This is a genomic window from Actinomadura meridiana (genome assembly GCF_039537545.1).
Lineage (GTDB): Bacteria > Actinomycetota > Actinomycetes > Streptosporangiales > Streptosporangiaceae > Spirillospora > Spirillospora meridiana.
In genome coordinates this window covers 934,907-961,904 of sequence record NZ_BAABAS010000004.1, presented here as the reverse complement: position 1 = coordinate 961,904, position 26,998 = coordinate 934,907, and the positions used below count along the sequence as shown (strand labels likewise).

Annotated in this window: 30 protein-coding genes and 1 pseudogene; 17 read left to right on the top strand and 14 right to left on the bottom strand. The window is 71.1% G+C overall.

The features are described 5' to 3' along the window. The first annotated feature begins 1 nt into the window (after position 1). Complete coding sequence (locus ABD808_RS08580) at positions 2-484, top strand: inorganic diphosphatase (RefSeq protein WP_344892460.1); 483 nt, start codon at positions 2-4, stop codon at positions 482-484. Here the strand turns inward: ABD808_RS08580 and ABD808_RS08575 are convergent. The 5 genes from ABD808_RS08575 to ABD808_RS08555 are packed head-to-tail and all read right to left on the bottom strand — an operon-like array spanning position 450 to position 4,411. Next, positions 450-770, bottom strand: a complete 321-nt coding sequence (locus ABD808_RS08575) for a hypothetical protein (RefSeq protein WP_344892457.1) — start codon at positions 768-770, stop codon at positions 450-452. The genes ABD808_RS08580 and ABD808_RS08575 overlap by 35 nt on opposite strands. Beyond that, a complete protein-coding gene (locus ABD808_RS08570; protein ID WP_344892454.1) occupies positions 767-2,071 on the bottom strand; it encodes a DUF58 domain-containing protein in 1,305 nt (434 codons plus the stop codon). Before ABD808_RS08570 ends, ABD808_RS08575 begins: the two co-directional genes overlap by 4 nt. Then, positions 2,068-3,057, bottom strand: coding sequence for an AAA family ATPase (locus ABD808_RS08565; RefSeq protein ID WP_344892451.1), 990 nt, complete (start codon positions 3,055-3,057; stop codon positions 2,068-2,070). The genes ABD808_RS08570 and ABD808_RS08565 overlap by 4 nt, the downstream gene beginning before the upstream one ends. Further along, positions 3,042-3,554: a hypothetical protein gene (locus ABD808_RS08560; protein ID WP_344892449.1), complete on the bottom strand. Its 513-nt coding sequence runs from the start codon at positions 3,552-3,554 to the stop codon at positions 3,042-3,044. Before ABD808_RS08560 ends, ABD808_RS08565 begins: the two co-directional genes overlap by 16 nt. Beyond that, positions 3,551-4,411 carry a DUF4129 domain-containing protein gene (locus tag ABD808_RS08555; protein ID WP_344892446.1) on the bottom strand — a complete coding sequence of 287 codons (861 nt, stop codon included), beginning with the start codon at positions 4,409-4,411 and terminating at the stop codon, positions 3,551-3,553. Before ABD808_RS08555 ends, ABD808_RS08560 begins: the two co-directional genes overlap by 4 nt. Before the next feature lie 87 nt (positions 4,412-4,498). On the opposite strand from ABD808_RS08555, the gene ABD808_RS08550 reads away from it, so the two are divergent. Next, positions 4,499-6,031 (top strand): FAD-dependent monooxygenase, encoded by a 1,533-nt coding sequence (locus tag ABD808_RS08550; RefSeq protein WP_344892443.1) that lies wholly within the window; start codon positions 4,499-4,501, stop codon positions 6,029-6,031. A gap of 174 nt (positions 6,032-6,205) precedes the next feature. Here ABD808_RS08550 and ABD808_RS08545 read toward each other — a convergent pair whose 3' ends face one another. Further along, a complete protein-coding gene (locus ABD808_RS08545; RefSeq protein WP_344892440.1) occupies positions 6,206-7,759 on the bottom strand; it encodes an ArnT family glycosyltransferase in 1,554 nt (517 codons plus the stop codon). Positions 7,760-7,790: 31 nt separating this feature from the next. Next, positions 7,791-9,452, bottom strand: coding sequence for an alkaline phosphatase family protein (locus tag ABD808_RS08540; RefSeq protein WP_344892436.1), 1,662 nt, complete (start codon positions 9,450-9,452; stop codon positions 7,791-7,793). Positions 9,453-9,645: 193 nt separating this feature from the next. Between ABD808_RS08540 and ABD808_RS08535 the strand changes: the two genes are divergently transcribed. The 3 genes from ABD808_RS08535 (at position 9,646) to ABD808_RS08525 (ending at position 12,398) form a co-directional block, all read left to right on the top strand. Further along, complete coding sequence (locus ABD808_RS08535) at positions 9,646-10,266, top strand: dihydrofolate reductase family protein (protein ID WP_344892433.1); 621 nt, start codon at positions 9,646-9,648, stop codon at positions 10,264-10,266. 74 nt (positions 10,267-10,340) lie between these two features. Continuing rightward, positions 10,341-11,228 carry a class I SAM-dependent methyltransferase gene (locus ABD808_RS08530; protein ID WP_344892430.1) on the top strand — a complete coding sequence of 296 codons (888 nt, stop codon included), beginning with the start codon at positions 10,341-10,343 and terminating at the stop codon, positions 11,226-11,228. A 9-nt stretch (positions 11,229-11,237) separates the two neighbouring features. Then, positions 11,238-12,398, top strand: a complete 1,161-nt coding sequence (locus tag ABD808_RS08525) for a CoA transferase (RefSeq protein ID WP_344892427.1) — start codon at positions 11,238-11,240, stop codon at positions 12,396-12,398. Between the two features lie 96 nt (positions 12,399-12,494). Here ABD808_RS08525 and ABD808_RS08520 read toward each other — a convergent pair whose 3' ends face one another. Next, a complete protein-coding gene (locus tag ABD808_RS08520) occupies positions 12,495-13,403 on the bottom strand; it encodes a TauD/TfdA dioxygenase family protein (protein ID WP_344892424.1) in 909 nt (302 codons plus the stop codon). A gap of 168 nt (positions 13,404-13,571) precedes the next feature. On the opposite strand from ABD808_RS08520, the gene ABD808_RS38470 reads away from it, so the two are divergent. From ABD808_RS38470 to ABD808_RS08470, 11 genes are all read left to right on the top strand, one after another. Next, entirely contained in the window at positions 13,572-13,664 is a 93-nt protein-coding gene (locus ABD808_RS38470) for a putative leader peptide (RefSeq protein ID WP_425548897.1), read from the top strand. Between the two features lie 35 nt (positions 13,665-13,699). Beyond that, positions 13,700-14,782, top strand: coding sequence for an ABC transporter substrate-binding protein (locus ABD808_RS08515; protein WP_344892421.1), 1,083 nt, complete (start codon positions 13,700-13,702; stop codon positions 14,780-14,782). Further along, positions 14,779-15,615 carry an ABC transporter ATP-binding protein gene (locus tag ABD808_RS08510; protein ID WP_344892418.1) on the top strand — a complete coding sequence of 279 codons (837 nt, stop codon included), beginning with the start codon at positions 14,779-14,781 and terminating at the stop codon, positions 15,613-15,615. The genes ABD808_RS08515 and ABD808_RS08510 overlap by 4 nt, the downstream gene beginning before the upstream one ends. Next, positions 15,608-16,468 carry an ABC transporter permease gene (locus ABD808_RS08505; protein WP_344892415.1) on the top strand — a complete coding sequence of 287 codons (861 nt, stop codon included), beginning with the start codon at positions 15,608-15,610 and terminating at the stop codon, positions 16,466-16,468. Before ABD808_RS08510 ends, ABD808_RS08505 begins: the two co-directional genes overlap by 8 nt. Before the next feature lie 108 nt (positions 16,469-16,576). Further along, positions 16,577-17,593, top strand: a complete 1,017-nt coding sequence (locus tag ABD808_RS08500; RefSeq protein ID WP_344892412.1) for a sulfate ABC transporter substrate-binding protein — start codon at positions 16,577-16,579, stop codon at positions 17,591-17,593. 4 nt (positions 17,594-17,597) lie between these two features. Beyond that, positions 17,598-18,467 (top strand): sulfate ABC transporter permease subunit CysT, encoded by an 870-nt coding sequence (gene cysT, locus ABD808_RS08495; RefSeq protein ID WP_344892409.1) that lies wholly within the window; start codon positions 17,598-17,600, stop codon positions 18,465-18,467. Next, on the top strand, positions 18,460-19,248 hold the full coding sequence (locus ABD808_RS08490; RefSeq protein WP_344892406.1) for a sulfate ABC transporter permease: 789 nt from the start codon (positions 18,460-18,462) through the stop codon (positions 19,246-19,248). Before cysT ends, ABD808_RS08490 begins: the two co-directional genes overlap by 8 nt. Beyond that, positions 19,248-20,219, top strand: coding sequence for a sulfate/molybdate ABC transporter ATP-binding protein (locus tag ABD808_RS08485; protein WP_344892403.1), 972 nt, complete (start codon positions 19,248-19,250; stop codon positions 20,217-20,219). The genes ABD808_RS08490 and ABD808_RS08485 overlap by 1 nt, the downstream gene beginning before the upstream one ends. A 27-nt stretch (positions 20,220-20,246) precedes the next feature. Then, positions 20,247-20,696 (top strand): RrF2 family transcriptional regulator, encoded by a 450-nt coding sequence (locus ABD808_RS08480; protein ID WP_344892400.1) that lies wholly within the window; start codon positions 20,247-20,249, stop codon positions 20,694-20,696. 29 nt (positions 20,697-20,725) lie between these two features. Then, positions 20,726-21,178, top strand: coding sequence for a cysteine dioxygenase (locus ABD808_RS08475; protein WP_344892397.1), 453 nt, complete (start codon positions 20,726-20,728; stop codon positions 21,176-21,178). Then, entirely contained in the window at positions 21,175-21,558 is a 384-nt protein-coding gene (locus ABD808_RS08470; RefSeq protein ID WP_344892395.1) for a rhodanese-like domain-containing protein, read from the top strand. The genes ABD808_RS08475 and ABD808_RS08470 overlap by 4 nt, the downstream gene beginning before the upstream one ends. Here ABD808_RS08470 and ABD808_RS08465 read toward each other — a convergent pair. Both ABD808_RS08465 and ABD808_RS38465 read right to left on the bottom strand, forming a co-directional pair. After that, entirely contained in the window at positions 21,551-22,126 is a 576-nt protein-coding gene (locus ABD808_RS08465; protein WP_344892393.1) for a vWA domain-containing protein, read from the bottom strand. The two genes, ABD808_RS08470 and ABD808_RS08465, sit on opposite strands and share 8 nt — an antisense overlap. Positions 22,127-22,167: 41 nt before the next feature. Continuing rightward, positions 22,168-22,638 (bottom strand): annotated as a pseudogene (locus tag ABD808_RS38465) (TerD family protein); the annotation flags it as partial. 540 nt (positions 22,639-23,178) lie between these two features. On the opposite strand from ABD808_RS38465, the gene ABD808_RS08460 reads away from it, so the two are divergent. Next, positions 23,179-23,646 carry a MarR family winged helix-turn-helix transcriptional regulator gene (locus tag ABD808_RS08460; RefSeq protein ID WP_344892392.1) on the top strand — a complete coding sequence of 156 codons (468 nt, stop codon included), beginning with the start codon at positions 23,179-23,181 and terminating at the stop codon, positions 23,644-23,646. Between the two features lie 41 nt (positions 23,647-23,687). On the opposite strand, the gene ABD808_RS08455 is transcribed toward ABD808_RS08460, so the two are convergent. From ABD808_RS08455 to ABD808_RS08440, 4 genes are all read right to left on the bottom strand, one after another. Next, positions 23,688-24,020 (bottom strand): hypothetical protein, encoded by a 333-nt coding sequence (locus ABD808_RS08455; protein ID WP_344892390.1) that lies wholly within the window; start codon positions 24,018-24,020, stop codon positions 23,688-23,690. Between the two features lie 1,102 nt (positions 24,021-25,122). Beyond that, positions 25,123-25,500 carry an NAD(P)H-binding protein gene (locus ABD808_RS08450; protein ID WP_344892387.1) on the bottom strand — a complete coding sequence of 126 codons (378 nt, stop codon included), beginning with the start codon at positions 25,498-25,500 and terminating at the stop codon, positions 25,123-25,125. A gap of 84 nt (positions 25,501-25,584) precedes the next feature. Further along, positions 25,585-26,283 (bottom strand): type 1 glutamine amidotransferase domain-containing protein, encoded by a 699-nt coding sequence (locus ABD808_RS08445; protein WP_344892384.1) that lies wholly within the window; start codon positions 26,281-26,283, stop codon positions 25,585-25,587. An 89-nt stretch (positions 26,284-26,372) separates the two neighbouring features. Next, positions 26,373-26,960, bottom strand: coding sequence for a TetR/AcrR family transcriptional regulator (locus ABD808_RS08440; protein WP_344892381.1), 588 nt, complete (start codon positions 26,958-26,960; stop codon positions 26,373-26,375). Between the last annotated feature and the right edge of the window lie 38 nt (positions 26,961-26,998).

Below are 26,998 nucleotides of genomic sequence, written 5' to 3'. Positions count from 1 at the left end.
AATGGAGATCGAGATGGTCGTCGAGATCCCGAAGGGATCGCGCAACAAATACGAGATGGACCACAAGCTGGGCCGCATCCGGCTCGACCGGATGCTGTTCACCTCCACGCAGTACCCGGCCGACTACGGCTACATCCCCGGCACCCTCGCCGAGGACGGCGAGCCGCTGGACGTGATGGTGCTGCTGGAGGAGCCGACGTTCCCGGGCTGCGAGATCGCCGTCCGCAGCATCGGAGTGTTCTGGATGCTCGACGAGGGCGGCCCGGACGCGAAGATCCTCGCCGTCCCGGCCAGGGACGTCCGCTACACCGACCTCCAGGACCTGCCGGACGTGCACGAGTACGTCCTCGACGAGATCGGCCACTTCTTCGACATCTACAAGAGCCTGGAGCCCGGGAAGGGCGGCGACGTGCGCGGCTGGCAGGACCGGGAGGTCGCCGACCGGACGATCACCGAGGCCGTCGAGCGGAGTACGTCAGCCTGAACGCCACGACGAGCGCGGCCAGCCCGGCGACCACGACGAGCGCGCCGGACGCGACCGGCGGCACGAGCGCCACGACGGCCAGCACCGTGCAGGAGCCACCGGCGATCAGCGCGGGGACATGACGTCCCACGCCGCCGCGCGAGTCGAAGGAGTCGATCAGGAGCAGGGCCGCCGTCAGCAGCACCCCGGCGACGGCGGCCGCCGGGACGCCCAGGTCCCAGTAGGCGCAGAGCAGGACGACGACCACCGCGAGGGTCGTCGTGGCACCGGCCCGGAAGCGGGTCACGAGTGCCTCCCCGAGACGCGGTGCCCGAACGCGCCGACGACCGCGTCCAGCGATTCGGTGGGCGCCCAGGTCAGCACCGGGACGCCGAGGTCGGCGAACCCGGCCCGCAACGCCCGGCGGTCCAGCCGCCACAGCCGCAGCGACAGCTCCAGATACTCCTTGCCTCCGCCGCCCGGCGGTTCCCGGTCCAGCGTGTCGATGACGACGACGGGCGTGCCGCGTCGCCGCAGGTCCTGCACGGCGCGGACGGCCCGGTCGTCCAGCAGCGGCGAGAACACGACCACCAGCGCGCCGGGCGGCAGCGCCGACCTCGGTACCCGGGCGAAGTCGGGAGCGGTCTCGACGAGGCCGTCGCGCGGGCCTCGGGCGTCCAGCACGGCCTCGGCGAGCCGGTGGAAGTGGTGCCCGCCCTGACCGGGCGCGAGCCAGCGCAGCGCGCCGCCGAACGCGATGATCCCGACCCGGTCGCCGCCGCGCAGGTAGGCCGTGGCGAGCGCCGCCGCGCCGCGCATGCCGCGGTCGAGCAGTGTCTCACCGGGGTCGCCGAGGTCGGTGTAGGCGTCCAGGGCGACGACGAGCTGGGCCTGCCGCTGGTCGGCGCGGGTCGTGACGTGCAGCCGTCCGCGCAGCCCGCTGGCCTTCCAGTTGATGTCCCGCGCCCGGTCGCCCGGCAGGTAGGGGCGGATGCCCGCGAACTCCATCCCGGACCCGGCGGCGCGGGCGACGTGGTCGCCGAGCCGTCGCGGCAGGTCCAGCGGCACGAGCCGGGGACGGACGGGCGGCCCGGCCGGGTAGACGGCGATCTCGCCGAGCCGCAGCACCGCGCGGGACTGCCCGACGCGGTACCGGCTCCGGCAGTCGATGACGAGCCGGGGCAACGTGTGGCGGCCCCAGCGCCGGGGCCGCACCGCGAACGTGACCCGCGCCGTCCCGGCCGCGTGGTCCTCGGCGTACGCCGTGATCTCGACGTCGAACGTCCGCGCCGCTTCCAGCCGGAGCGCCAGTTCGTCGACGGGGCCGCCGGTGTCGGCGGTGACGGTGATCTCGACAGGCTCGCCCTCGAAGCACCGGCCGGGCCGGTCGGCGACCCGGACGGCGAGGGTGTCCGGGCGCCGCGCGACGAGCCCGGCGGCCAGGATGCCGACGGCCGGCGCGGCCAGCAGCAGCAGGTTCGGGCGGGACAGCAGCAGCGCCGCGAGGCCCGCCAGCACCGCGACCGTGGCGAGGCCGTGCGCGAGGGGCGCGGGCCGCCAGACCAGCGCGGACGGTCCCGGCGGAGTGGATGGCGCGGGCTCGCTCATGCCGTCCGCATCGAACTCACGGCGCGCGGCACGGGCACCCGGCCGAGGACCTCGGCGACCATGTCCTCACCGCTGATCCGCCGGACCCACATCTCCGGCCGCAGCACGAGCCGGTGCGCGAGGGCCGGGGCGGCGACGGCCTTCACGTCCTCGGGCAGCACATGGTCGCGGTCGTCGAGCAGCGCCCGGGCCCGCGCGAGCTGGACGACGCCGAGCGTCGCCCGCGGGCTCGCCCCGACCGTCAGCTTGGTGTGCTCGCGGGTGGCGGCCGAGATCGCGACCGCGTACCGGACGACCGCGTCGTCGACGTGCACCCGTTCGACGCATTCGCGCATCGCGAGCACGTCGTCCGGCCCGGCGAGGGCCCGCAGCCGGGGCGGCGCCGCGCCCCGGGAGAGCCGCCGGGTGATCATCTCGCCCTCCTGGTCGGCGGTGAGGTAGCCGAGCCTGATCCGCAGCGCGAACCGGTCGAGCTGCGCCTCCGGCAGGGGATAGGTGCCCTCGTACTCGATGGGGTTGTCGGTGGCCAGCACGATGAACGGCCGTGGCAGGGGGCGGCTCTCGCCGTCCGCGCTGACCTGCTGCTCCTCCATCGCCTCCAGCAGGGCGGACTGCGTCTTCGGCGGCGTCCGGTTGATCTCGTCGGCGAGCAGCAGCTGCGTGAACACCGGGCCGGGGCGGAACACCACGTCCGAGGTCCGGGGGTCGTAGACGGCGGCGCCGGTCAGGTCGGCGGGCAGCATGTCGGGTGTGAACTGGACGCGCGTGAAGTCCAGCCCGAGGACGGTAGCGAACGTCCTCGCCAGCAGCGTCTTGCCGAGGCCCGGCAGGTCCTCGATCAGCACATGGCCGGACGCGAGGATGCCCGTCAGCACCAGCTCGATCGCGGCGCGCTTGCCGACGACGGCCCGTTCGACCTCGTCCATGACCTCCCGGCAGCGCGCCGCCGCCTCGGCGGGCGTCCCGATGCTCAGTCGTTCGGCCACAGTTCCTCCAGTCTGTTCACGACGGCTCGCAGGGCCGCCGGGTCCACCCCGGCGGCGAAGGTGTCGGTGGAGCCGGGACGGTCCGGGTCGACGAACGGCCACACGTCCTCGCCGACCAGTTCCCTGGCCCGCGCGGGTTCGCGGTGGACGTCGACGCCGTGCCGCTCGGCCAGCGCGGCGGCCAGCAGCCGCACGAGCACCGGCCGGGTCACCGAGTCGTAGTGGCGCGCGGACACCGCCGACCACGACACCGCCTCGCGGACCCGCCGGTACGAGGGGAACTCCCGCAGGTCGTCCGGGTCGTCCGGCGCGCGGACCACCGGGCGCACCGGCGGCGGGGCGGGGAACCGGGCGCGGGCGGCGAGTAACCCGATGACCGCCAGCCCGGTGGCGAGGACGGTCAGCGCCGACGCCCCGCCGACGAGATACCCGGCCGTGAGGGTGCACGCGGCGGCGCCCGCCAACGCGGCGGCCCGCAAGCCCTGCTCCCGGTTCATACCGTGCTCCCGGCGCGTAGCGACTCCAGCGCGGCCAGCGCCCGCGCCCGGTGCAGTTCGGTCACCGGGTGGGCGCTGAAGCGGGCCTCCCGGAACAGGTCGGTCAGCGTGGTCGCCGCGTCCAGCCCCGCCACCCCCGAGCCCGCCGCGCGGGCCAGCACCTCGGCGGGGGTGTCGCTGTCGCGCGGGTCGGCGCCCGCCTCGGCGAGGACGCCCACCATCGCGAGATAGCAGGCGATCACGGCGGCCCGCGCCTCGTCGGTGGACCGCAGCGCCCTGCTCCCGGCCGCCGCCGCCTCCTCGAACCGGTCGGAGGACGGCGGCACGGAGAAGTCAGCCTCGGGGCCGGGGGCGGTGCGCCGGGCCCGACGCCGACGCCGGACGACCAGAAAGGCGATCACCGCCAGCGCGACGACCGCCAGGACGGCCAGGAGGATCGTCAGAACGAGCGCCCACAGGTTCGAGTTCTCCTCGGCCGGGATCAGCTTCCGCTTCCGCGGCTCCTCCGCCCTGGGGAAGACCCTCACGTCCCCGACCTCGTTGTCGCGCGCCGCCAGGAGCAGCAGCATGATCGGCGGGCCCAGCACGACAAGGGCGTAACCGGCGGCCAGCAGCGCCGACCGGCGTCCGACACCCGGCGCTTCACGGCGCCCGCGCAGCGCCGCGACCAGCAGTGTCGCCGCCACGGCCTCCAGCACCAGGACCGCGATCAACGACGCCGTGGAGGGCCGGTGCACGCTCAGCGCCGCCCACTGGTCGGTGAGGCCCCGCGCCCCGTACACGCCCACGGCGAACAGGACGGCGACCGTTCCCGCGCGGACGAGTTCGCGCCGGGTGGGCCTGCGAACCGGAGGCATAGGCCCCAGTCTGCGCCTCCCATTGTCTCGACTTGATCAAGCGTGACCGCTCTGGCCAGAATCCGCCACACCGGGCACCATGCAGATGTGGGCTCGCTGAGTGACGACGAACCGGTCGTGATCGTCGGCGCCGGGCCGGTCGGCCTGGTCACCGCGCTGCTGCTGGCGGGGCACGGGGTGCCGAGCGTGGTGCTGGAGGCGGCCGCGCGCCGCGACCCGTCCGGGTCCAAGGCCATCTGCTTCCAGCGCGACGTGCTCGACGTCTTCGACCGGGTCGGCTGCGCCGAGCGGATGATCTCCCGGGGCGTGACCTGGACGACCGGCCGCACCTACTACCGGGGCGACGAGCTGTTCGCCGTCACGTTCCCCGACACCGGGCCCGGCGCCGTGCCGCCCTGGATCAACATCTCCCAGGCGGAGGTCGAGGCGCACCTGCGGGACCTCGCCGACGCCGAGCCGCTCGCCGACGTCCGGTACGGGCATCCCGTCGCCGGGTTCCGCCAGGACGAGCGCGGCGTCGAGGTGGACGCGGGCGACACCGTCCGGGGCAGCCATGTCGTCGGCGCGGACGGCGCGCACAGCGCGGTCCGGCGGTTCCTCGGCATCCCCTTCCCGGGCCGCACGTTCGCCGACAAGTTCCTGATCTGCGACATCCGGGCCGAGTTGCCGTTCCCGAACGAGCGGCGCTTCTACTTCGACCCCGAGTGGAACCCGGGGCGGCAGGTGCTCGTCCACCAGTGCCCGGACGGGACGTGGCGCATCGACTGGCAGGTCCCCGCCGACCACGACCTGGACGCCGAGCGCGCCTCCGGGGCCCTGGACGCCCGCATCCGGAAGATCATCGGGGATGTGCCGTACGAGATCGCCTGGACGAGCGTGTACCGGTTCCACGAGCGGCGCGCGGCGGCGTTCGCGTCCGGGCGCGCGTTCCTCGCCGGGGACGCCGCCCACCTGTACGCCCCGTTCGGCGCCCGTGGGCTGAACTCCGGCGTCCAGGACGCGGAGAACCTGGCGTGGAAGCTCGCCTACGTCCGGCGCGGCTGGGCGTCCGGCGGCCTGCTGGCCAGCTACGCGGTCGAGCGGCGTGCGGCGGCGGGGGAGAACCTGCGCGTGACGACCCGGACGATGGAGTTCCTCGTCCCGCACACCTCCGCGCAGCGCGCCCACCGCCTCGCCGCGCTGGAGGAGGCGCGGACGCACCCCGCCCCCCACACGATCATCGACTCCGGCAAGCTCGCCGAGCCGTTCCGCTACTCGGACTCGCCGCTGACCACGCCGTCCGACGAGAGCGACGCCCCCGCACCCGCACCGGGCGTGATCTGCCCGGACGCCCCGTGCTCGGTCTCCGGCGAGCCGACCCGGTTGCGCCGCCTGTTCGGCACTGCCTTCATCGTCCTGACCGCGAGGCGTCACCAGGTGGGGGCCGTGACGGACGTCCCGTACCGCGTCCATGCGCTCGAAGACATCGACACCGAGGGCGTCCTGCGCACGGCCTTGGACGCCGGGCCGGACACCGTCCACGTGGTCCGCCCGGACGGCCACCTCGCCGCCGTCCTCCCGTCCTACGATCCGGGGACCCTGACCGCCGCCCTCCACCGCGCCTGCGCCCACGCGGGCTGAACCGCCGAAACCCGTTAGGCCCGGGCCGCCGACGCGAGGATCATGGTGCGCATGAAGATCAGGCTCGCGGGCGGTGTGGTGGCCTCGCCGAACGGGTTGCGCGTGCCCGCGTCCTGGCTTCCGTCCGGCGGCTGGACGGCGCTTTGGGCCCGCGCCCACAACCGCCACTGAGCTTCAGGTCCGCCGGAAGATCGTGATGGTGTGACCGACCTCGTCAACCTTCTTGCTGGTCGCGATCAGCGGGACCAGTCGCGGATCCGACTTGGCGATCCAACTGTCCGACACGACCAACAACCCCCGCACACGCTCCGGCGGCACGGCAAGTGGATCAGACGCACGAATCCCGTAATAGGACGGGACGCCACTGCCCTTGTAGGCAAGCCACACCCGCTCACCCGGATACCGGTCCCGGAGACGGTCGGCGAGCCGTTCGAGATCCTGCCCCCAGTCGGCGTTGGAGTCGTGCAGCCGGAGATGGGTCTTGGACGGCCCACCGAACGCCTCATTCGAATAGGGCAGGTAGTACGGAAAGGCCCGCACCGAACTGACCGCGACGAACAGCACCAGGACGCCCGCCACGGCCGGAACCCACTGCCACCGCAGCATCGTCACCCCTGCCGCCGCCACCGCCAGCAGCATCGGCAGGAAGATGACATACCGAACGCCAAGGTCGCGGCCCCCGGTCATCGCCACCGCGAGCAGCACTGCGGCAGGTGCAAGAACATAGGGCGCGGCGGGACGAAGCCGAGGCACGGCCAGCAGCGAACCGATTCCCGCCGCCCACAACACCAACATCCCCAGCGGGGTCTTCACCACGAGCGCGGCCGGAAGGTAGTACCAGCGCGAGCCTCGATAGACGTGTCCGAACAGGAAACCCGTCCAGCGCATGTCCTCGAAGCCGAACTGGATGCGCATGCCGTCCCGAAACGGCTTGGGGAACGGCAGCAGGCTCGTCAGAAAGCCGCGCACCCCGCCGATGTCCGGCACGGCGGCGGACGTGGCCCAACGCAGTCGCGGGTCCACGACCAGGTAGGACGCCCACACCACCGCGACGACCATGACCGCGACCCCGGCCGCCCACGCCGCACCGACCACCACACGACGTCCACCGCGCGCGAACGAGACCACCACCAGCACCAACAGCACAGGAACGGCGGCCAGCGCGCTCATCTTCGTCGCGACCGCCGCGCCGAGCGCCAACCCCGCCAGCGGAAGGTACAGCCGGGGCCGCTCCCGGGCCCGCCACAGCAGCCACACCGACGTCAGCAGGAACCCGGCGGCGGGGACGTCCAGCGTGGCCAGCGACCCGTGGGCGATGACGTCGGGGGAGAAGGCGTACAGGGCGAGCGCCACGAGCCCGCCCACACGGCCCGTGAGGTCACAGGCGAAACCGAACACGACCAGCCCGAACAGCAGCGTCAGGACGATGACCGGCAGCCGCGCCGCCAGCAGTACCCGCCCCGCGTCGTTGCCCGACTCGTACAGCAGATGCCGCCCGACGTCCTGGTCGGTGCCGGTGAACGCGGCGTCGAGACGCGCACCCGAGAGCGCCGCCCCGGCACCGATGACCAGCTTCCCGAGCGGCGGATGCTCCGCGTTGTACCGGAGGTCGTGCTCCTTCAGATAGGTCGCGCCGGTCGCGACGTACACCGGTTCGTCGATCGTCGGGGACTGCCGCACGGCCGTCGTGACCATCGCGGCGGCCATCTGCGCCAGCAGCGCCGCCACGGCGAGGACGACCGGCCAGCTCCGAATCGGCTCAGCCCCCGAACGCGGTCAGGAAACGGTTGCGGAACGCGTCCATCGGCCAGACCGGGGAGTTCTTCGCCGGACGCAGACCGTCCTGCCAGCCCCACCCGGAGACCCTGTCCAGGACGGCCTTGTCCTTCGCGACGATCGTGATCGGCACGTCGTGTCCCGCGTCCGGCCCGGTGATGAGCGGCGCGGGCTGGTGGTCGCCGAGGAACACGAGCACGAGATCGTCGTCGCCGTAGGTCTCCACATACGACACGAGCGTGTTCAGCGTGTACTCGATGGACTTGCGGTACTCGCCCCGAATCCGCCCGCCGGACGGCCACGGCGCGTTGTAGCCCTTGCCCATGCCGTCGAACACCGAGCCGTCCCCGACCTGGTTCCACGGGATGAGCCGGGGGATCGACGCCCACGGCGCGTGGCTCGACACGAGCGCCGTCTCCGCCATCACCGGCCCACGGTCCTTGCCGCGTTCGGTCCGCTCCAGCACCGACAGCGTGTACTGGTCCGGCATGGTCGCGAAGCTGAAACGCGGCCCCCGATACCCCAGGTCGCGGTCGTCGTAGACCTTGTCGAACCCGTAGAACGACCCTTCCGGCCAGGCGCGGGTGATGGCGGGCATGAGCGCGACCGTCCGGGACCCGGCGCGGTGGAACGCCCCGTTGAGCGTCAGCCGGTCGCTGTGCACGAGGGTGCTGTACCGCTGCGGATTGTCGACCCGCAGCCCGGACAGCAGCGTCGCCTGCGCGAGCCAGCTCCCGCCGCCCGCCGTCGGGGACGTGAGCCACCCGCTGCGCGCGGAGTACCCGGCGGCTCGCAACCGTCGCGTGCCGTCGTCCAAGACCGCGCCGACGTGCGGCGCGTACTGGGATCCCTCCACGGCGGACCGGCCGTAGCTCTCCACGAAAGCCAGCACGACGTCCTTGCCACGCAGACCCGTCAGCAGCTTTCCGCTCGGCACGTTGCGGAAGGCGTCCACGGCGGCGGCCTTCGCGAACTCCTCCCGGTCGTTCAGGCTCGCGCGCACCTGCCGCGCGTGGTCATAGGCCAGGACGGCGTCGGTCCTGGACGCCACCGGCACCCCGTCCACGACCCGGACTCCGAACGCCGCGCACACCACCCACGACACGCCGAGGACGACGACCGTCCACGCCGCGCCCCTGCCGTGCCGGACGGCGACGCCGCTGAGCCGCAGCGCCGACACCGCCATGAGCGCGACCACGGCGATGACCAGCACCACCACCAGCACGACCGCCGCGATCGCCCCGGCCCGCCCGGTGGACCCGTCGACGAACTCCACGGCGGGACGCAGCAGCGGCCAGTCCAGCACCAGGTCGAACGGCCGGACCAGCACCGCGTCGAACCCGACGTCCAGCACCTTCACGACGGTGACGACGCCGAGCAGGCCGCCCGCCGCCAGCGCCACGTACCGCCGCGCCCGCTCCGGCGTCACGAGGACCAGTCCCACGCCCACGATCCCCTCCACCGGGACGCGCACGAACGCGGCCGGTGTCAGCCGGGCGAACTCGTCCGGCATGACGAGCGCCGCCAGGACGAAAAGGAACGCCGACACGGTCACGACGCGCGCCACGACCCGCCGCCATCGCCGGGTCTCGTCGGCGCTCTCGCTCGCGGGCTCCCGTTCGGTCTCGTTCTCGGTGGTCAGCACGTCCCTCCCCGGGTCGGTTCCAGGCCGCTCACGCGACAACCACAGCACGTCCGTCCGGAGCCCGCGGGTTCAACACGCTTCCACGATTCCCCGGGACGCCGCCATCACCCTGGGAAGGATGTCGTGAACGCGGGCACGGTTCCGACTACCCGATGAGAGGTGCCCGACCGGGCGCCGACAGAAGGAGACTGACATGAGCAAGGTCACCTGCGACATCGCGATCTCAGTGGACGGTTTCACCGCGGGCCCGAACCAGCGCCTGGACGCGCCGCTCGGCGACGGCGGCGAGCGACTGCACCGGTGGATGTTCGAGGAGGGCGAGGCCGAGGCCAACGCCGAGGTCATCGACGCGATCGTCGCCGCCGGGGCGTTCGTCATGGGCCGCAACATGTTCAGCCCCGGGCGCGGCGAGTGGGACCTCGGATGGCACGGCTGGTGGGGCGAGGAGCCGCCCTACCACGCGCCGGTGTTCGTCCTCACCCACCATCCGCGCGCGACGGTGACGATGAAGGGCGGCACCACGTTCGCGTTCGTCACCGACGGCGTCGAGGCGGCCCTCGCCCGCGCACGGGAGGCCGCGGGCGACGCGGACGTCTCGATCTGCGGGGGAGCGCAGACGGTCAACCAGTACCTGGCGGCGGGACTGCTCGACGAGCTGCGCCTGCACATCGCGCCGGTCGTCCTCGGCGCGGGCGAGCGTCTGTTCGAGGGGGTCGGCGACATCGGGCTCGACCTTGTCAGGGCGTCGCGCACCCGCCTCGTCACGCACGTCACGTACCGCGTGACCCCGCCGTCCCGGGCGTCCCGGCCCTGACGGGCAGTGCGCTTGCGTTCACGCTCAGCTGCCCTATCATGGCGAACTCCCGCGATGACGTTGGAGCCCCCCACATGATCAGTCAAGAGACCGTCCCCGCCTCCCTGGACGACGTCAAGGGATGGTTCCCCAAGATCGACCAACTGCTGTTCACCTGGTTCCTGGAGCGCCAGGAACGCCTCGGCCAGCGGGGCGACCTGGTGGAACTGGGCTCCTACCTGGGCAAGAGCGCGATCCTCATCGGGCGGCACCGGCGCGCGGACGAGACCTTCACCGTCTGCGACCTGTTCGACTCCGACGCGCCGGACGACTCCAACCAGATGGAGATGGACGGGTCGTACTCCAGCCTCACCCGCACGGCGTTCGAGCGGAACTACCGCGCCTTCCACGGCGGCCTGCCCGAGATCGTCCAAAGGCCGACGGCGGAGATCCTCGACCATGTCGAACCGGACGCCTGCCGGTTCGTGCACGTCGACGCCTCGCACCTGTACGAGCACGTCACCGGCGACATCGAGGCCGCGCGCGTCATGCTGCCCGCCGAGGGCGTCGTCGTCTGCGACGACTACCGGTCCGAGCACACGCCCGGTGTCGCCGCCGCCGTCTGGGAGTCGGTGGCCGTGAAGGGGCTGCGCCCCATCTGCGTCACCACCCAGAAGCTCTACGGCACCTGGAACGACGCCGAGCCGGTGCAGGACGACCTGCTGGCCTGGCTGGGGGAGCGCGACGACATCTGGCACGAGGTCCAGCGGGTCGGCGGGCGGCGCCTGATCCGCGTCAAGGGCAGGTGGACGACGAAGTCGGAGGTCCAGAAGCTGAAGGACCGCCTCGCCCACACGGAGGACCGCCTGGCCGGGGCGCGCAGGGAGTTGGACGACGTCCGCAGGTCGGTGAGCTTCCGGGTCGGCCGCTCGTTCACCGCGCTCCCGAGGGCCCTGCGCGGCCGGGACGACGACACCCCGTAGCCTCGTCGTGTGATCGACGAGGCGACCGCCCACGCCTGGACGGCTCTGGGCGGGCGAGCCCACCTGGCCGAGTCCGTCGCGTACGAGACGGCGGGCCCCGTCCTTCCCGCCCGCCTGCCGGTGCGGGAGCTGGCGCGGGCGACGGTGGGCGCCTGTTCGCTGGCGGCCGCCGAACTGCTGGCGCTGCGCCGCGCCGAGCCGATGCGCCCGATCCTGGTGCACGAAGGAGCGGTGGCGACGGCGTTCGTCAGCGAACGACACCTGCGCGTCGACGGCCGGTCCCATCCGCTCTTCGCGCCGCTGTCCGGCTTCTGGCGTGCGTCGGACGGCTGGGTGCGGACGCACGCGAACTACCCGCACCACCGAGCCCGCCTGCTGGCCGCCCTCGAAATACCTGACACGGGCGACGACGCCACGCTGGCCGAGACGTTGCGGGAGGAACTGGCGACCCGTCCCGCCGAGTCCGTCCAAGAGACCGTGTACGAGGCGGGTGGCCTGGCTGTGGCGGTGGCATCGGCCCCATCAGAACTCCGGCTCCCACTCGTCGAGACCCGGCGGACCGGCGACGCCGAGCCACGGCCCCTCCCGGCTTCGACGCTCCCGGCCGCCGGAGTGCGCGTCCTCGACCTGACCAGGGTCATCGCCGGGCCCGTGGCCAGCCGCACCCTCGCGCTCCTCGGCGCCGACGTCCTGCGGGTGGACTCGCCCCGGCTCCCCGAGGACGCCATGTCCCACGCCGACACCGGTATGGGCAAGCGGTCGGCCCTGCTCGACCTGTCGCGTCCCGACGACCGCGCCGTCTTCGACGACCTCCTCGGCACGGCCGACGTCGTCCTCACCGGCTACCGGCCCGGCGCCCTCGACCGCCTCGGTTTGTCGCCGGACGCGCTGTCGGCACGGCGCCCGGACCTCATCGTCGCCCGGTTGAGCGCCTGGGGTTGGGCGGGTCCGTCGTGGGGGGACGGCCCCGGCTACCTCCTCGCCGCCGCCGTCCTGCGCGCCCTGAGCGACCGGCACACCGACGGCGGCGGGCGCCACCTGAGCTTCTCGCTGAGAGGCACCGCGTCATGGCTGATCCGCGAGACGAGAAGAGAGCCGCCCGGGCGCGTCACGCCGGTCCCGGAGCTGCGGTTCCGGGAGCGCGGCGCCGCCCCGCGCCCGGGCGGCTGACCGGGCGGGACGATCCGTCCCATCACGGTGGTGTCCCACCCGGTGAATCGAGGCCGGGCCCAATGCCAGCCCCATCGGGCCCGGCAGGCTTTCGGGTCAGGCCGCCGCCGCGGCCGGGGTGTAGTGGGAGGCGTCGTCGCCCTGGACGAGGTAGCTGCGCCGCCCGTCGACCCCCGCCGGCGCGTCGCCCGCGACGGTCACGCGGTGCAGCAGCCGGGGCAGGTCGCCGTAGTCGTCGGGCGCGTAGTGCTGGGTGATGCGGTTGTCGAACACGATGAGGTCGCCCGGCGCCCAGACCCAGCGCAGGATGTTCTCCGGCCGCGTGACGTAGGCCTGGAGGATGTCGAGGATCGCGCGTCCCTCCCGCTGCGTCGACAACCCGACGATGCTCTGCGCGAACCCGCCGATGAACAGGTTGCGCTCGGCCGACTCGGGGTGGACGCGCACGACAGGGTGCGCGGTCTTCCACTTGCGGGACAGGAACGCCCTGCGGTGCTCGGCAGCCTTGGCGGGGTCGGCGCCGCTGGGCCCCGTCTTCACGTAGTCGTAGTCGTTGGTGTGGACGGCCCAGAGCCGGTCGGCCAGCTCGCGCAACTCGGTCGGCAGGTCACGGTAGGCGGCGCCGGTGTTGGTGATCAACGTGTTGCCGCCGTAGGGCGGGATGACCAGGCCGCGCAGTGTGCTGATCTTGGGCGGGGTCCGGACGAAGGTGACGTCGGTGTGCCACTGGTTCGCCCGCCCCGACTCGCTGTCGACGGGCAGGACCTCGGGGTGCGCGTCGGTGGCGGGCACCGTCGGGTGGGCGCCGGTGAGCGCGCCGAACCGGGACGCGAAGGCGATCTGGTCCTCGTCGGTCAGCTCCTGGCCGCGAAAGGCCAGGACCTTGTGCTCCAACAGGGCGCCGTTGATCTCCGCGAAGATCTCGTCGGACAGGTCGCGGACATCGACGCCGGCGACCTCGGCGCCGATCCGCCCGCCGATCCTGCGGATGTCGAAGTCGGCCATGGTGCTACCTCATCTCACGGTGACGTTCAGGAGGAATCGGGAGGATCGTTGTGGCTTCGAGAGAAGCACAGCCGTCCGCCTGTAGTCAACTATTCCGATCAGATAGATAGGAAATATTTCCTACCAAACATGTTGACTTAGTGATGAAGGCGACCCCATAGTCGCCGTGTGCCTTCCCTCCACCCCCTCGTCCCCCTCGTCGCGCGCCTGCACGTCGATCTCCGGCGGCAGGCCAGCGCCCTGTGTCTCGCCCGAACCTGACGAACCGTCCAGTCGGCACGATCCAGGGAGCGTCCTTGACCACGGGCAACACAGCAACGATCAAGAGAAGCGCCGGAACGATCACGAGAAGCGCCGGAACGACGCGGCGCGGGTTCATCTCCTCGCTGGCGGTGGTGTCGGCCGCCGGTCCGCTGGCGGCCGCCTGCGGGGGCGCGGCCGGGAGCGTACGGAAGACCAGCACGCTGCGTTACCAGGGCTGGACCGGGCAGGTCACCCTGCCGGAACTGGCCGCCGACCTCGGCTACCTGGGCGAGGTGAAGCTGGAGTGGGTCGGCAACACGATCAGCGGCCCGCAGGACGTCCAGTCCGCCGCGACCGGCCAGGTCGACTTCGGCGGCGCGTTCAACGGCGCGGTCGTCAAGCTCCAGGAGGCGGGGGCGCCGATCACCTCCGTCATCGGCTACTACGGCAGCGACAAGCAGACCTACACCGGGTTCTTCGTCCTGGACGACAGCCCGATCAGGACGCCACGGGACCTCATCGGCAAGAAGGTCGGGATGAACACGCTCGGCGGCCACTCGCAGGCCGTCCAGGACCTCCACCTGCGGCGCAACGGGCTCGCCTCGGGCGACATCGGGAAGGTCGAGTCGCTGGCGGTGCCGCCGGTCACCATGGAGCAGTCGCTGCGCCAGGGACGGCTCGACGTCGCCGCGCTGAGCGGCATCTTCCGCGACAAGGCCATCGCCACCGGCGGCGTCCGCACGCTGTTCAAGGACATCGACTTCCTCGGCGAGTTCACCGCCGGGTCGTACGTCTTCCGCGACGACTTCGTCAAGCGCAACCCCGACACCGTGCGGGCCTTCACCGCCGGGGTCGCCAAGACCATCGAGTGGTCGCGGCAGCGGCCCCGCGCGGAGGTCGTCGCCCGCATGACGGCGGTGCTGCGGCGGCGCGGCCGCAACGAGAACGCCGACGCGCTCCAGTACTGGAGGTCGTGGGGCGTCGCGTCCAAGGGCGGCGTGATGGGCGACCGGGAGTTCGACACCTGGCGGGCCTGGCTGGAGGACGTCGGCCAGATCCGCAAGGGCCGCGTCAAGGCCCGCGACCTGTACACGAACAAGTTCAACCCCTACGCGGGAGGGGGGAGCAAGGGATGACCGCGAAGATCAACGTGTCCGGCGTCGGCAAGGTGTTCCCGGTCCGGGGCGGCGGCGAGTTCACCGCGCTGCGCGACGTCCACCTGGACGTCGCCGAGGGTGAGTTCCTGGTCGTGGTGGGCCCGTCCGGCTGCGGCAAGTCGACCCTGCTCGACCTGATCGGCGGGCTGACCGCGCCGACGTCGGGCGGCGTCCTGATCGACGGCGCGCGGGTCACCGGCCCCGCCCTCGACCGGGGCATCGTGTTCCAGCAGTACGCGCTGCTCCCGTGGCGGACGGCGCTGCGCAACGTCGAGTTCGGCTTGGAGGCGGCGTCCGTCCGCACCCGGATCGGTCGCCGGGAACGGTCCAAGATCGCCCGCGAGCATCTCGACCTGGTCGGCCTGTCCGGGTTCGCGGACCGCTACCCGCACGAGCTGTCCGGCGGCATGAAGCAGCGGGTCGCCATCGCCCGCAGCCTCGCCTACGACCCGGACGTCCTGCTCATGGACGAGCCGTTCGCCGCCCTCGACGCCCAGACCCGCGAGTCGCTCCAGGACGAGCTGCTGCGCATCTGGTCGGCCACCGGCAAGACCGTGGTGTTCATCACCCACGGCATCGACGAGGCCGTCTACCTCGGCGAACGGGTCGCGGTGCTGACCGCGCGGCCCGGCACCGTGAAGGAGATCGTCGACATCGACCTCGGCCCCCGGCACGCGGACCGGGACCTGCGCTCCAGCCCCGAGTTCGCCGAGCACCGGCACCGGGTCTGGTCCCTGCTGCGGGACGAGGTCCAGACGGCCCAGCGGGCGACCGTCACGGCGCCGCGCGGAGAGGAGATCAGCCATGGCTAGCACCACCCGGGCCCCCGAACTCACCCCACGCCCCGCGCCGCCGCCGGAACCGGGCGGTCGCGCGGGCCGGGCCGTCGCGGCCGCTGTCGCCTCGACCGTGGGCACCGCCTTCCGGCGCACGATCGCGCTCGTCCTGTTCTTCGCCACCTGGGAGTTGGCGCCGCGTGTCGGGCTGGTCGACCCGATCTTCCTGCCGCCGGTGTCGGAGGTCGTCCCGGCGCTGTGGCATCTGGCCGAGGACGGCCAACTGTGGACCAACACCAGGACGAGCCTCGTCCGGTCCCTGTCGGGGTTCGGGCTGGCGATCGTCCTCGCGGTCCCGCTCGGCCTGCTGATCGGTTGGTACCGGCCGGTCGCCGAGCTGCTGAACCCGCTGCTCGAACTGTTCCGCAACACCGCCGCGATCGCGCTGCTGCCGGTGTTCATCCTGATCCTCGGGATCGGGGAGACGTCGAAGGTCGCGATCGTCCTGTACGCCTGCACCTGGCCGATCCTGCTGAACACGATCAGCGCCGTCCGCGCCGTGGACCCGACGCTGGTCAGGTCGGCGCGGTCGCTCGGGCTGTCCGCGCCGCGCGTGTTCCAGAAGGTCATCCTGCCCGCCGCCGTCCCCACGATCTTCACCGGGATCCGGCTGGCCGGGGCCACCGCCGTGCTGGTGATGATCGTGGCGGAGATGGTGGGCGCCAAGGAGGGCCTCGGGTTCCTCATCAACTCGTCCCAGCAGAACTTCGCGATCAACGACATGTACGCGGGGATCGTGGCGATCTCCGCGCTGGGGCTGTTGTTCAACCATGTGCTGATCCTGATCGAGCGCCGCTTCACCCGCTGGCGGACCGAGCCAACCGGCTGAGCGTGGCCGAACGCGGACACATCCCGCCGAATCGCGCCTTGACGGGGTGTGTCCGTCTGTATCATTCTTTGTTGACCAAACATGTAGGGAAAGTTGGGGAGGGGCACGATGACTGGACGCAAGCCGGGGTGGGTGCTGGGACCCGCCGCCGTGGCGGCCGCCATCGTCGTCGGGGCGGCGGCATGCGGGGGATCGGGGTCCTCGGGCGGCGGGAAGGTCCGGCTCTCGCTGGTGGCCTACTCGACGCCCCAGGCCGCGTACGAGGCGATCATCAAGGAGTTCCAGAAGACGCCGGAGGGCAAGAAGGTCACCTTCACCAAGTCGTTCGCGGCGTCCGGCGAGCAGAGCCGCGCGGTGGCGTCCGGCCTGAAGGCCGACATCGTCGGGTTCTCGCTGGAGTCGGACATGACGCGGCTGGTGGACGCGGGCCTCGTCGACACGACCTGGAACACCGACCCGCAGAAGGGGATGATCACCGACTCCGTGGTCGTCCTCGCGACCCGCAAGGGCAACCCGAAGAACATCAGGACCTGGGACGACCTGCTCAAGCCAGGCGTCCAGGTCATCACGCCCAACCCGTTCACGTCCGGCGGGGCGCAGTGGAACATCCTCGCGGGGTACGGCGCCAAGGCGAACAAGGGCACCAACAAGGCCGCCGGGACCGCCTACCTGCACGCGCTCTTCAAGAACGTTCCCGTGCAGGACTCCAGCGCGCGCAAGTCGCTCCAGACCTTCGCGGGCGGCAAGGGCGACGTGATGCTCTCCTACGAGAACGAGGCCATCTTCGCCAAGCAGAACAACCAGCCGCTGGACTATGTCGTCCCGGACTCCACCATCCTGATCGAGAACCCGGTGGCGGTGACCAAGAAGAGCGAGCACCCGGCGGAGGCCAAGGCGTTCCTGAAGTTCCTGCACGGCAAGAAGGCGCAGGAGATCTTCGTCAAGAACGGCTACCGGCCCGTGGTGGACGGGGTCCCCGGCGCCGAGAAGTTCCCGACGCCGTCCGGGCTGTTCACCATCGCCGACCTCGGCGGCTGGCCCAAGGTGAAGAAGGAGTTCTTCGACCCCAAGGGCAGCATCATGGCCGATGTCGAGAAGGGCATCGGCGTCTCGGTGGAGGGTTAGTCCCTTGTCGACGATCGAGAAGACCACCGAGAGCGCGCCCGAGGACACGTCGGGCCCGCCGAAGCCGCCGCCCGACCGCCGGATCGCCGTGCCCGCCTGGGGCGGCACGGCGGTCGGCCTCGGCACCGCGACGATCTTTCTCAGCGCGGTGGTGCTGATCCCGCTGGGCGCGGTGCTGTGGAAGGGGACCGAGCAGGGCCCCGGCGCCTTCTGGGACGCGATCACCACCCCCGACGCCTGGGCCGCGCTGAAGCTGACCGTCGTCGCCTCGCTGATCGTGGCCCTGGTGAACCTGGTCATGGGCACGCTGATCGCCTGGGTGCTGGTGCGCGACAACTTCCCCGGCAAGGGGCTGCTCGACCTGCTGATCGACCTCCCGTTCGCGCTGCCGACGATCGTGGCGGGCCTGGTCCTGCTGGCCCTGTACGGGACCGACAGTCCGCTCGGCGTCTCGCTCGCCTACACGCGGATCGGCGTGGTGGTCGCCCTGCTGTTCGTGACCGTCCCGTTCGTGGTCCGCACCGTCCAGCCGGTCCTGATGGAGATGGACAAGGACATGGAGCAGGCCGCCGCGTCGCTGGGCGCGGGCAACTGGACGATCTTCCGGCGGATCATCCTGCCGAACCTGATCCCCGCCATGCTGGCCGGGACGGCGCTGGCCTTCACCCGCGCCGTCGCCGAGTTCGGCTCGACGGTGCTGATCTCCGGGAACGTCCCGTTCAAGACGCAGGTCGCGGCCGTGCACATCTTCGGCCAGATCGAGAGCGACAACACCGCCGCCGCGGCGGCCACCTCGACGGCGCTGCTCGTGCTGTCGCTGCTGGTCCTGCTGATGATCGACCTGCTCCGGCGCTGGGGGGTGCGCCGTGGCTAGGTACGCGCTGCGCTCGGCCGCCCTCGTCTACCTGCTGTTCCTGCTGATCCTGCCGGTCGGGCTGATCGGCTGGCGGACGTTCGAGGACGGCGTCGGCCCGTTCGTCGACGCGCTCACCACCCATTCGGCGCTGCACGCGTTCCGGGTGACGTTCGTGGTCGCGGGCTGGGCCGTCGTCCTCAACACCCTGTTCGGGGTGCTGGCCGCGCTGCTGCTCGTCCGGCGCGACTTCCCGGGCAAGCGCCTGTTCAACGCGCTGATCGACCTGCCGATGGCGGTGTCCCCGGTCGTCGTCGGCCTGGCGCTGATCCTGGTGTACGGCGCGTTCAGCCCGGTCGGCGGCTGGCTGGAGGGCCGCGGCTTCCAGATCATCTTCTCCACCCCGGGGATGGTGCTGGCGACGGTGTTCGTCTGCCTGCCCCTGGTGGTCCGCGCGGTCGCGCCGGTCCTGGAGGAGATGGGCGACGAGCAGGAACAGGCCGCGCGGACGCTGGGGGCGGGCGGCTGGCAGACCTTCAGCCGCATCACGCTGCCCGGCATCCGCGCCGCGCTCGGCTACGGCATCGTCCTGTCCCTGGCCCGCGCGCTGGGGGAGTTCGGCGCGGTCGCCGTCGTGTCCGGCCGGACCGTGGACGAGACCCAGACCCTCACCCTGTTCGTCGAGGAGCGTTTCGAGAACTTCGACGCACAGGCCTCCTACGCCGCGGCGTTCGCGCTGGCGGTGATCGCGGTCGTCGGACTGCTGGCGACCAGGCTCCTGCGACCCAAGGACGGCACCTGATGGCGATCGAGATCCGAGAAGTGAACAAGTCCTTCGGCGAGGCGGCGGTGCTGCGCGACGTCTCGGTGGACGTGACGTCCGGCTCGCTGACCGCGCTGCTCGGCCCGAGCGGCGGCGGCAAGTCGACCCTGCTGCGCGTGATCGCGGGCCTGGAGCGGCCCGACTCGGGCCAGGTGCTGATCTCCGGCCGGGACGCGACCCGGCTGCCCCCGCAGCGGCGCGGCGTCGGGTTCGTGTTCCAGCACTACGCCGCGTTCAAGCACATGACCGTGTTCGACAACGTCGCGTTCGGGCTGAAGATCCGCAAGCGGCCCAAGGACGAGATCAGGCGGAAGGTCGAGGAGCTGCTGGAACTCGTCCACCTCGACCGGTTCGCCGCCCGGTACCCGGCGCAGCTGTCGGGCGGGCAGCGCCAGCGCATGGCCCTCGCGCGGGCGCTGGCCGTGGAGCCCGAGGTCCTGCTGCTGGACGAGCCGTTCGGCGCCCTGGACGCCCAGGTCCGCAAGGAGCTGCGCACCTGGCTGCGGCGCCTGCACGACGAGGTGCACGTCACGACCGTGTTCGTCACCCACGACCAGGAGGAGGCGATCGAGGTCGCCGACACGATCGTGGTGCTCGCCGACGGCGTCGTCCAGCAGGCCGGGGCGCCCGGCGACATCTACGACAACCCGGCGAGCCCGTTCGTGATGCGCTTCCTCGGCCCCGTCACGGAGATCGGCGGCCGCCTGCTCCGCCCGCACGACGTGGAGGTCTCCACCGAGCCCGGCCCCGACACGACCCCGGCGGTCATCACGCGGGTGGTCCGCCTCGGGTTCGAGATCCGGGTCGAGTTCAAGGTGCGGGAGACGGGGGAGGAGCGCCAGGCATGGGCGCAGCTGACCCGGGAGTCCGTCGAGCGGATCCGGGCCGAATCGGGCACGGAGATCCATGTCAGACCCGCACTGAGCGCGGCGACGGTCCCGGCGAGCTGAGGCGACCTGGGACCGGGAGGCAGCGCGTTGTACGTCACCGCCCGCACCAACTACGCGATGCGCGCCCTGCTGGCCATGGCGGCGGCGGGGCCCGACCCGGTCAGCGCGCCCGCGCTGGCCGAGGCCGAACAGATGCCCTTCACCTTCCTCCAGACGATCCTCGGCGAGCTGCGCCGGGCCCGCCTGGTGGTCAGCCGTCGCGGACACGACGGGGGATACCGCCTCGCCCGACCGGCGATGCAGATCACGGTCGGCGAGGTGGTCAGGGCCATGGACACCACCTTCGCTCCCACCACCGTCGAGACGCACCGGGGGCGACCTCCGTCCGGCGCCACGGAACAGCTCGACCAGCTGTGGCGCGCGGCGGAGATCGCCCTGCGCGGCGTGCTCGACGAGACCACGCTCGACGACCTCACCCGCGGCCGCCTGCCCGCCCATGTGCGCACCCTGGTAGACTCAACTATTCCGATTGATTAAGTAGGAATTCATCCAGGGGGAACACGGGCATGGCCATCAGCACGACGACGCGACGGGAGACCGGGCTCGCCGCCACGGCCGCGACACTGGCGGAGAACTCGGACGAATGGTTGCCGCGCGTACGGCTCGACCCGCAGGGACGCTGGTACGAGCGCCTGCACCGCATCGACGACCAGGAGATCTGGCTGATCAGCTGGCTGCCGGGCCAGACCACGGGCCTACACGACCACGGCGGGTCGCGCGGCGCGTTCGCGGTCGCGCTCGGCAGCCTGGAGGAACGCGATCTCGGCGGCGTCCGGGAGTTGACGTCCGGGCAGTCCCGCGCGTTCGGCTCCGAGTACGTCCACGAGGTCCGCAACACCTCGGCGGCACCGGCGGTCAGCGTGCACGTCTACTCACCGCCACTCGCCACCATGAACCGCTACGACCTCGTCGGCGACCGGCTCGTGCGCCTGGTCACCGAGGAGGCCGGCCAGTGGTGAGCCGCCCCCGCTCCATCGACGAGATCCTCGCCGACGCCCGTGCCCGCCTCCGGAGGCTGACCCCGGAGGCGGCGCACGCCCGCTGGCAGCGCGGCGCCCTCCTGGTCGACATCCGTCCCGCCGCCCAGCGCGTGACCGAGGGCGAGGTCCCCGGCGCGCTGGTCATCGAACGCAACGTCCTGGAATGGCGTCTGGACCCCACCAGCGACGCCCGCATCCCCCAGGCCACCGGCCACGACGTGGACGTGATCATCCTCTGTTCGGAGGGCTACACCTCGAGCCTTGCCGCCGCCGCCCTCCAGGACCTCGGCCTGGACAGCGCGACCGACGTCGACGGCGGCTACCAGGCGTGGCGCGCGGCGGGCCTCCCCGTCACGTGAGGACCCCGGCGGCACGGGCCGCCCGGAGCCACTGGGGGAACTCGCCGAGCAGCCGGTCGTAGAGTTCCTCGTCCGACACGGAGTCGATGTCGTCGACGGCGAAGAACCCCGCGTTGTCGACGACACGTCCGGGCAGCGTGTCGAGATCCTCCAGAATGCCGTAGTTCGACTCGCCGAGCCCCACGAACTGCCAGAAGATCGGCAGCGCGGACGCCTCGCGCAACAGGTCGGAGATCTCCTTGTTCTCGTAGACGCCGCCGTCGGAGAAGAACAGCACCAGCATCGGGCGGCCCGTCGGCCGCGCCCGGCAGAAGTCGATGACGTCCCTGATGACCACGGGTTCGTTGTTCCCGTAGCCCAGCCCTTCCCTGCGCCGGATCTTGCGGCCGCGTCCCTGCGGGCTCGCGTCGCGCACCGGCAGCCGCGTGGGGACGTTCTCGGGCACCCACCGCGGCAGTTCGGGGATGGTGAGGGACGGCAGCCGGGCGGAGCGGTCGGCGAAGATCCAGGCGTCGAGCGAGCCGTCCTCGTCCAGGCGGGCGGCGACCGGCGCCATTCGCTCCACCACCCGTCTGACCGTCCCCTCGCGGTGACGCCGTAGTCGGTGGCGAGCCCGCCGAGCCCGCTGTCGTAGCCCTGCCCGATCGCCCGCAGCTTCCACTGCTCCCCGCGGCGGTACAGTTCGCCCAGCACGAGCACGGTCTCGCCCACGGCGCCGTCCACCCGATACCGGACGATCGCCTCGCCTTCGGCCTCCACCAGCAGTTCCAGCCCGGTCAGAGCGCCGAAGTCCAACGAGGCGGCGACGACCACACGCTCCACCCGCGCGGGCAGCGCCCCTGGCCGGACCGCCAGCCCCTGTTCGCCACCCTCGCCACCGAGATGCCGCACCGCCCCGGCCACCGCTTCCGGCTGGTTGTAGAAGACGAAGTCGGCGTCGGACGCGACCTTCCCCGACGCGCCGATCAGCAACGCCGAGGCGTCCACCGCCGGGCCGCCCGGCTCGGCCGACCAGCGGACCCTGACGACGAGATCGCCGCCGGGAACCCCCGTGTTCCCGCCCTTGCTCAAAAGGATCATGGCCGAGGCTATCCGCCCCGCACCGCTCCCCACCCGCGCTCTGTCCAGGTACGGCCACCCGCGCCCGCACCCCACGGGACACGACCAGATCGCTCCCTTCGCCCTGATCACCCGCCGCCTCCCGGGACGACGCGCCTCAACCAGCACTGACCTGGTCGGCCCATGGAAGCGACCACATGGGTAAGAACGTTCCCTTACCACTCTGCTGAGGTGTGTCAGAACAGCAAGCCGAGACGAAGCACCTCGCATTATGCGCACATGCTTTCGAGGCAACTCCCCGCAGTTCAATGACGCCTCACCGTAATTCCCGGTCACCCATTTCCCTGAGGTCCGACCGGCAGGCCAGCGCCTATACGCGCCCACCACGGCTGCCCCCGCGCGAAACCAACAAACACCGGCACCCCGCCCCCCGGACGGGCTAGCCGCCCCAGCCCAAGCAGGCACACAAAGCCCCCAGCCACCCACCACCAGGACCTCCGTGCCAACGTTGACCTGAGGGCAAACAAGCGGACTGAAATGCTAAACATGTAATCTGTCCGCATGGCCGAGCAAGCTGATCTACCACCGGGTTCGGGCTACTTGCTCTGGCATCTGTCGCTGCGCTGGCGGGTGGCCATGGACCGTGCACTGTCCCCACTGGGGCTGACGCACGCCCAGTACGCGGTGGTGGCCTCGCTTCACAGCATGGAAAAGGGTGGCGACAAGCCCAGCCAGCGGCAACTGGCCGACTACAGCGGCCTGGAGCCCATGTACGTCTCCAGGCTCGCCCGCGCACTGGAAACGGCCGGCATGGTCGAACGTCGGCACAACCCGTCCGACCCCCGCGCCGTCCAACTGTCACTTACCCCGAAAGGAACCGCGACCGTGGAGACGGCGGTCAACACGGTGCGCGACCTGGAAGACCACCAGATGCGCCCGCTCGGTGGCAAGGACAGCCCCGAGTCCCTGGCGATGAGACGGACCCTGGTGACCTTGCTCGACCACGCCAGATCCCTCCCCGCCCACTAGAACGGCCCACCGGGCCGCCGCGGAGTTCGGCGGCCCGGTGCTCAAGCGTTGCCCACCGGCCGCGTCCCGCAGGCGACCACTCCACCAACGGTGGCAACGACCAACGCCACGGTCATGGCCCAGGCCCCAACGAACCCGCCCACCGGGCTCAATTCGCTCAGCCTGTCCGCGCCCTTGAACGCGAAGACGCCCAGATTGAGCAGCCCCGCGGCCGGAGCGGCGAGGAACACGGCCCGTCCAGGCACAAAGGCGACCAGCCCAGCCGCCCCCACGATCGCGATCAGCCCCGGCGGAACAGTGGGCGTGTCCGTTATCCCGGCAAGCATCTGAAGTACGAACCCGACACCCCCGACCACCAGCGCCCACAAGGTCACCCCGCCAACTCCGGAGCTGAGACCCCACGCACGCATCACGTCACTCCTCTCCCATCTCGACGGAAACTATACATGTTTACTATAAACATAGTTATCAGCCGCCGCGACGCCTCCACGACCAAGTGGCGCACCCCCCCCGGCTCGTCGCCCTCGCCACCGGCCGCGCGGCGCTGACCGACCGGAGACGCCATACCGGCATGCGTTCGGAGAGGAGGGAGCCCGCGTTCCCCGCGGGCACACCTCTCCCATTGCGAGCGGGCGATACTGGGGTCGAACCAGTGCTTGATTCGCATGCCTCGCTTTGCGGCGGTCTGGCTCCGCCATCCGCCTGCTGAACTCCTTCGGGTTGGCGGCGGAGTTCACTCGGAACCGGCACAGTGGTGGCCCTGTAGGGAGGCAACGCGACCGAGGAAGGCGAGGTCGTCAAGCCAGCCGTTCAGCTGAGGTATCTTGGAGCGACGCGAGACGACGCGATGTACCGGCTTGAACATTGTGGGTATGCGGAAACTTGCGTGACAGCGTCCGGATCACCACTTCTGTCGTTGAGGCGATAATCGAGTTGACTTCTAAGAGACCGCGTACGTCGAAGAACGGCCTTGTCGAGAGCCGGAACCACTTGGATGATCTGAGCCCGTCGCTGCGGGAATACGTCTTGGACCGTTGCAAGCGTGAGGGGATCCTCGTCACGTCAGTTCGCGTCGTCTCCTCAACCGAGGTCATCATTCCCTGATCGCTGAATCGGCTGGTGGGCCAGCGCTCCAGCGTGTCGGCGGGAACCCTCGATCGGATCTACCGTCGGCGTCGATAACATCGATCACCGCATTTGGTCAGCCGTTCAAGGTACCGCTTGAGTCCGCCTGCCCAGACCAAATCCAGACCAAATCAAGTCCGATGCCATGAGCGCCTCCAGAGGCGTTTTCGATGGATACGCGGCAGATAGCCTGACGTGGATGAGGTTTTCGGCGCGCACAGCGACAGGAGCGTCCGCTGAAGCCGTGATGGCATCTGCGGGGGCGTTCTCTTGATGGGGTCGGGAGACGCCGCCGCGGACTCGCACCTGCCGAGTGCGCTCCGGCAGAACCCCTGATCAGGGGCCGGCTGTTCAGCTGTGGGTCTGTCGGTGGACGGCGTCGGTGATCGGTTCGGGGCCTTGGGTGAGTTCCAGGATCTGGTGGTGGATACGTGGCGTGTGGACGAGTTCGGCGAGGGAGCCGTCGATGGCGGTGGTGGCGGTGGCGCCGCCTTCGCCGCCGGCTCCGGCGGTGAAGACGAGGACGTCGGCGCCGTGGAGGAAGGCGGCGAGGGCGGGGGCGTCGAGGCGGGTGAGGTCGCCGTGGGTGGCGTGGATGCCGTGGGTTTCGAGCTCTTGGCCCTGTTCCGGGCGGCGGTAGAGTCCGTCGACCTGGTCGCCGGACGCGGTCAGCAGACGGGCCAGGCGGCTGCCGATGCCGCCGGCGATGCCCACGACGAAGACCTTCATTGCTGTCGCTCTCCTTGATCGGTGTGCCGACGAGCGGCGGGATGCGCGGCCGGGCCGCTGATCTGTGCCTCCAGCCGTGCCAGGTTATGCGCGGGACTTGTCGACCTCGTCGAGGAGGGCGAGGAGGGCATCGGCTCCGGGCCCGGAGGACGCCGGGTTCTGGCCGGTGACGAGCTGGTCGTCGGTGAGGACGTGTGGCTGCCAGTCATCGGTCTTGGAGTAGTCGGCGCCGAGGCGCTTGAGTTCGTCCTCGACGAGGAAGGGGACGATGCCGGTCAGGCCGACGGCGGCTTCCTCCTCGTTGGTGAAGCCGGTGATCCTCCGGCCCCGGACGAAAGGCGTGCCGTCGGGGTTGGTGACGTGGCGCAGGGCGCCGGGTGCGTGGCAGACCAGGGCGAGGGGTTTGCCCGCGCGGACGATGGTCTCGATGAGCCGGACGGAGTCGGGGTCTTCGGCCAGGTCCCACAGGGGTCCATGGCCGCCCGGGTAGAAGACGGTGTCGTAGTCGTCGGCGGACACGGAGCCGAGGCGGACGGTGTGGGAGAGGGCCGCCATGGCTTCCGGGTCGGCCTCGAAGCGGCGGGTCTCGTCGGTCTGGAAGGCGGGTTCGTTGCTCTTGGGGTCCAGGGGCGGCCTGCCGCCCTTGGGGGAGGCGAGGACGACCTCGGCGCCGGCGTGCTTGAAGCGGTAGTAGGGGGCGGCGAGTTCCTCCAGCCAGAAGCCGGTCTTGCGGCCGGTGGTGCCGAGTTCGTCGTGCGAGGTGAGAACGATGAGGACCTTCATGGTGCGAACTTCCTTTGAGTGGACCGGTCGTCTCGACGGGTGCGAGAATTGGTCGGTGTTCGGACGGCACTTGGGGGCGTGAGCGGGTTCTACAGGTGCAGCAGTTGGCGGGTGACTCTGGTCGTGGTGTCCAGCGGGCCGATGTCGCGGTGGATCTTGGCCATGACGCTGGCGCCGAGCCACATGTCGTACAGGACCTGCGCGGTGTCCCGGGAGGTGCCGTCGACGGCGATCGATCCGTCCTTCAGACCGCTGGCGATCGTCCGTTCCAGGCGGTCGATGATGGCGGTGGTGCCTTCCTTCAGGGCGAGCCGCATCGTCTCCGACAGGTCGGAGACCTCCGCGCCGAGCTTGACGGCCAGGCACTTGCCCTGGCATTCGTCGACGCTTTGCGTCTCGCGCCAGTTCTCCCAGTAGTTCATCAGCCGCTGTGCCGAGGTCAGGTCGGGCTCGGCGAGGATGCGGTCCATGTCCGCCAGGTAGCCGGTGAAGTAGGCCCGCATCATGGCCTCGCCGAAGGCGTCCTTGGAGCTGAAGAAGTGATAGAACGACCCCTTCGGCACCCCGGCCGCGGAAAGAACTTCATTGATGCCCACCGCGGAGAATCCCTTACGGGACATGATCCGCTGGGCGGCGTCGAGAATGCTGCGGCGAGTGTCGCCATGGATGGCTGCCATGCTTTCCATCCTACCGAGCATTAGACCGGTCGTATATT

Coding starts and splice junctions, on each gene's coding strand:
- ABD808_RS08440 (WP_344892381.1), bottom strand. CDS start 26,960: ATGGCAGCCATCCATGGCGACACTCGCCGCAGCATTCTCGACGCCGCC.
- ABD808_RS08475 (WP_344892397.1), top strand. CDS start 20,726: ATGGCCATCAGCACGACGACGCGACGGGAGACCGGGCTCGCCGCCACG.
- ABD808_RS08570 (WP_344892454.1), bottom strand. CDS start 2,071: ATGAGCGAGCCCGCGCCATCCACTCCGCCGGGACCGTCCGCGCTGGTC.
- ABD808_RS08555 (WP_344892446.1), bottom strand. CDS start 4,411: ATGCCTCCGGTTCGCAGGCCCACCCGGCGCGAACTCGTCCGCGCGGGA.
- ABD808_RS08505 (WP_344892415.1), top strand. CDS start 15,608: ATGGCTAGCACCACCCGGGCCCCCGAACTCACCCCACGCCCCGCGCCG.
- ABD808_RS08450 (WP_344892387.1), bottom strand. CDS start 25,500: ATGAAGGTCTTCGTCGTGGGCATCGCCGGCGGCATCGGCAGCCGCCTG.
- ABD808_RS08560 (WP_344892449.1), bottom strand. CDS start 3,554: ATGAACCGGGAGCAGGGCTTGCGGGCCGCCGCGTTGGCGGGCGCCGCC.
- ABD808_RS08520 (WP_344892424.1), bottom strand. CDS start 13,403: ATGGCCGACTTCGACATCCGCAGGATCGGCGGGCGGATCGGCGCCGAG.
- ABD808_RS08510 (WP_344892418.1), top strand. CDS start 14,779: ATGACCGCGAAGATCAACGTGTCCGGCGTCGGCAAGGTGTTCCCGGTC.
- ABD808_RS08500 (WP_344892412.1), top strand. CDS start 16,577: ATGACTGGACGCAAGCCGGGGTGGGTGCTGGGACCCGCCGCCGTGGCG.
- ABD808_RS08460 (WP_344892392.1), top strand. CDS start 23,179: ATGGCCGAGCAAGCTGATCTACCACCGGGTTCGGGCTACTTGCTCTGG.
- ABD808_RS08580 (WP_344892460.1), top strand. CDS start 2: ATGGAGATCGAGATGGTCGTCGAGATCCCGAAGGGATCGCGCAACAAA.
- ABD808_RS08530 (WP_344892430.1), top strand. CDS start 10,341: ATGATCAGTCAAGAGACCGTCCCCGCCTCCCTGGACGACGTCAAGGGA.
- ABD808_RS08485 (WP_344892403.1), top strand. CDS start 19,248: ATGGCGATCGAGATCCGAGAAGTGAACAAGTCCTTCGGCGAGGCGGCG.
- ABD808_RS08535 (WP_344892433.1), top strand. CDS start 9,646: ATGAGCAAGGTCACCTGCGACATCGCGATCTCAGTGGACGGTTTCACC.
- ABD808_RS08445 (WP_344892384.1), bottom strand. CDS start 26,283: ATGAAGGTCCTCATCGTTCTCACCTCGCACGACGAACTCGGCACCACC.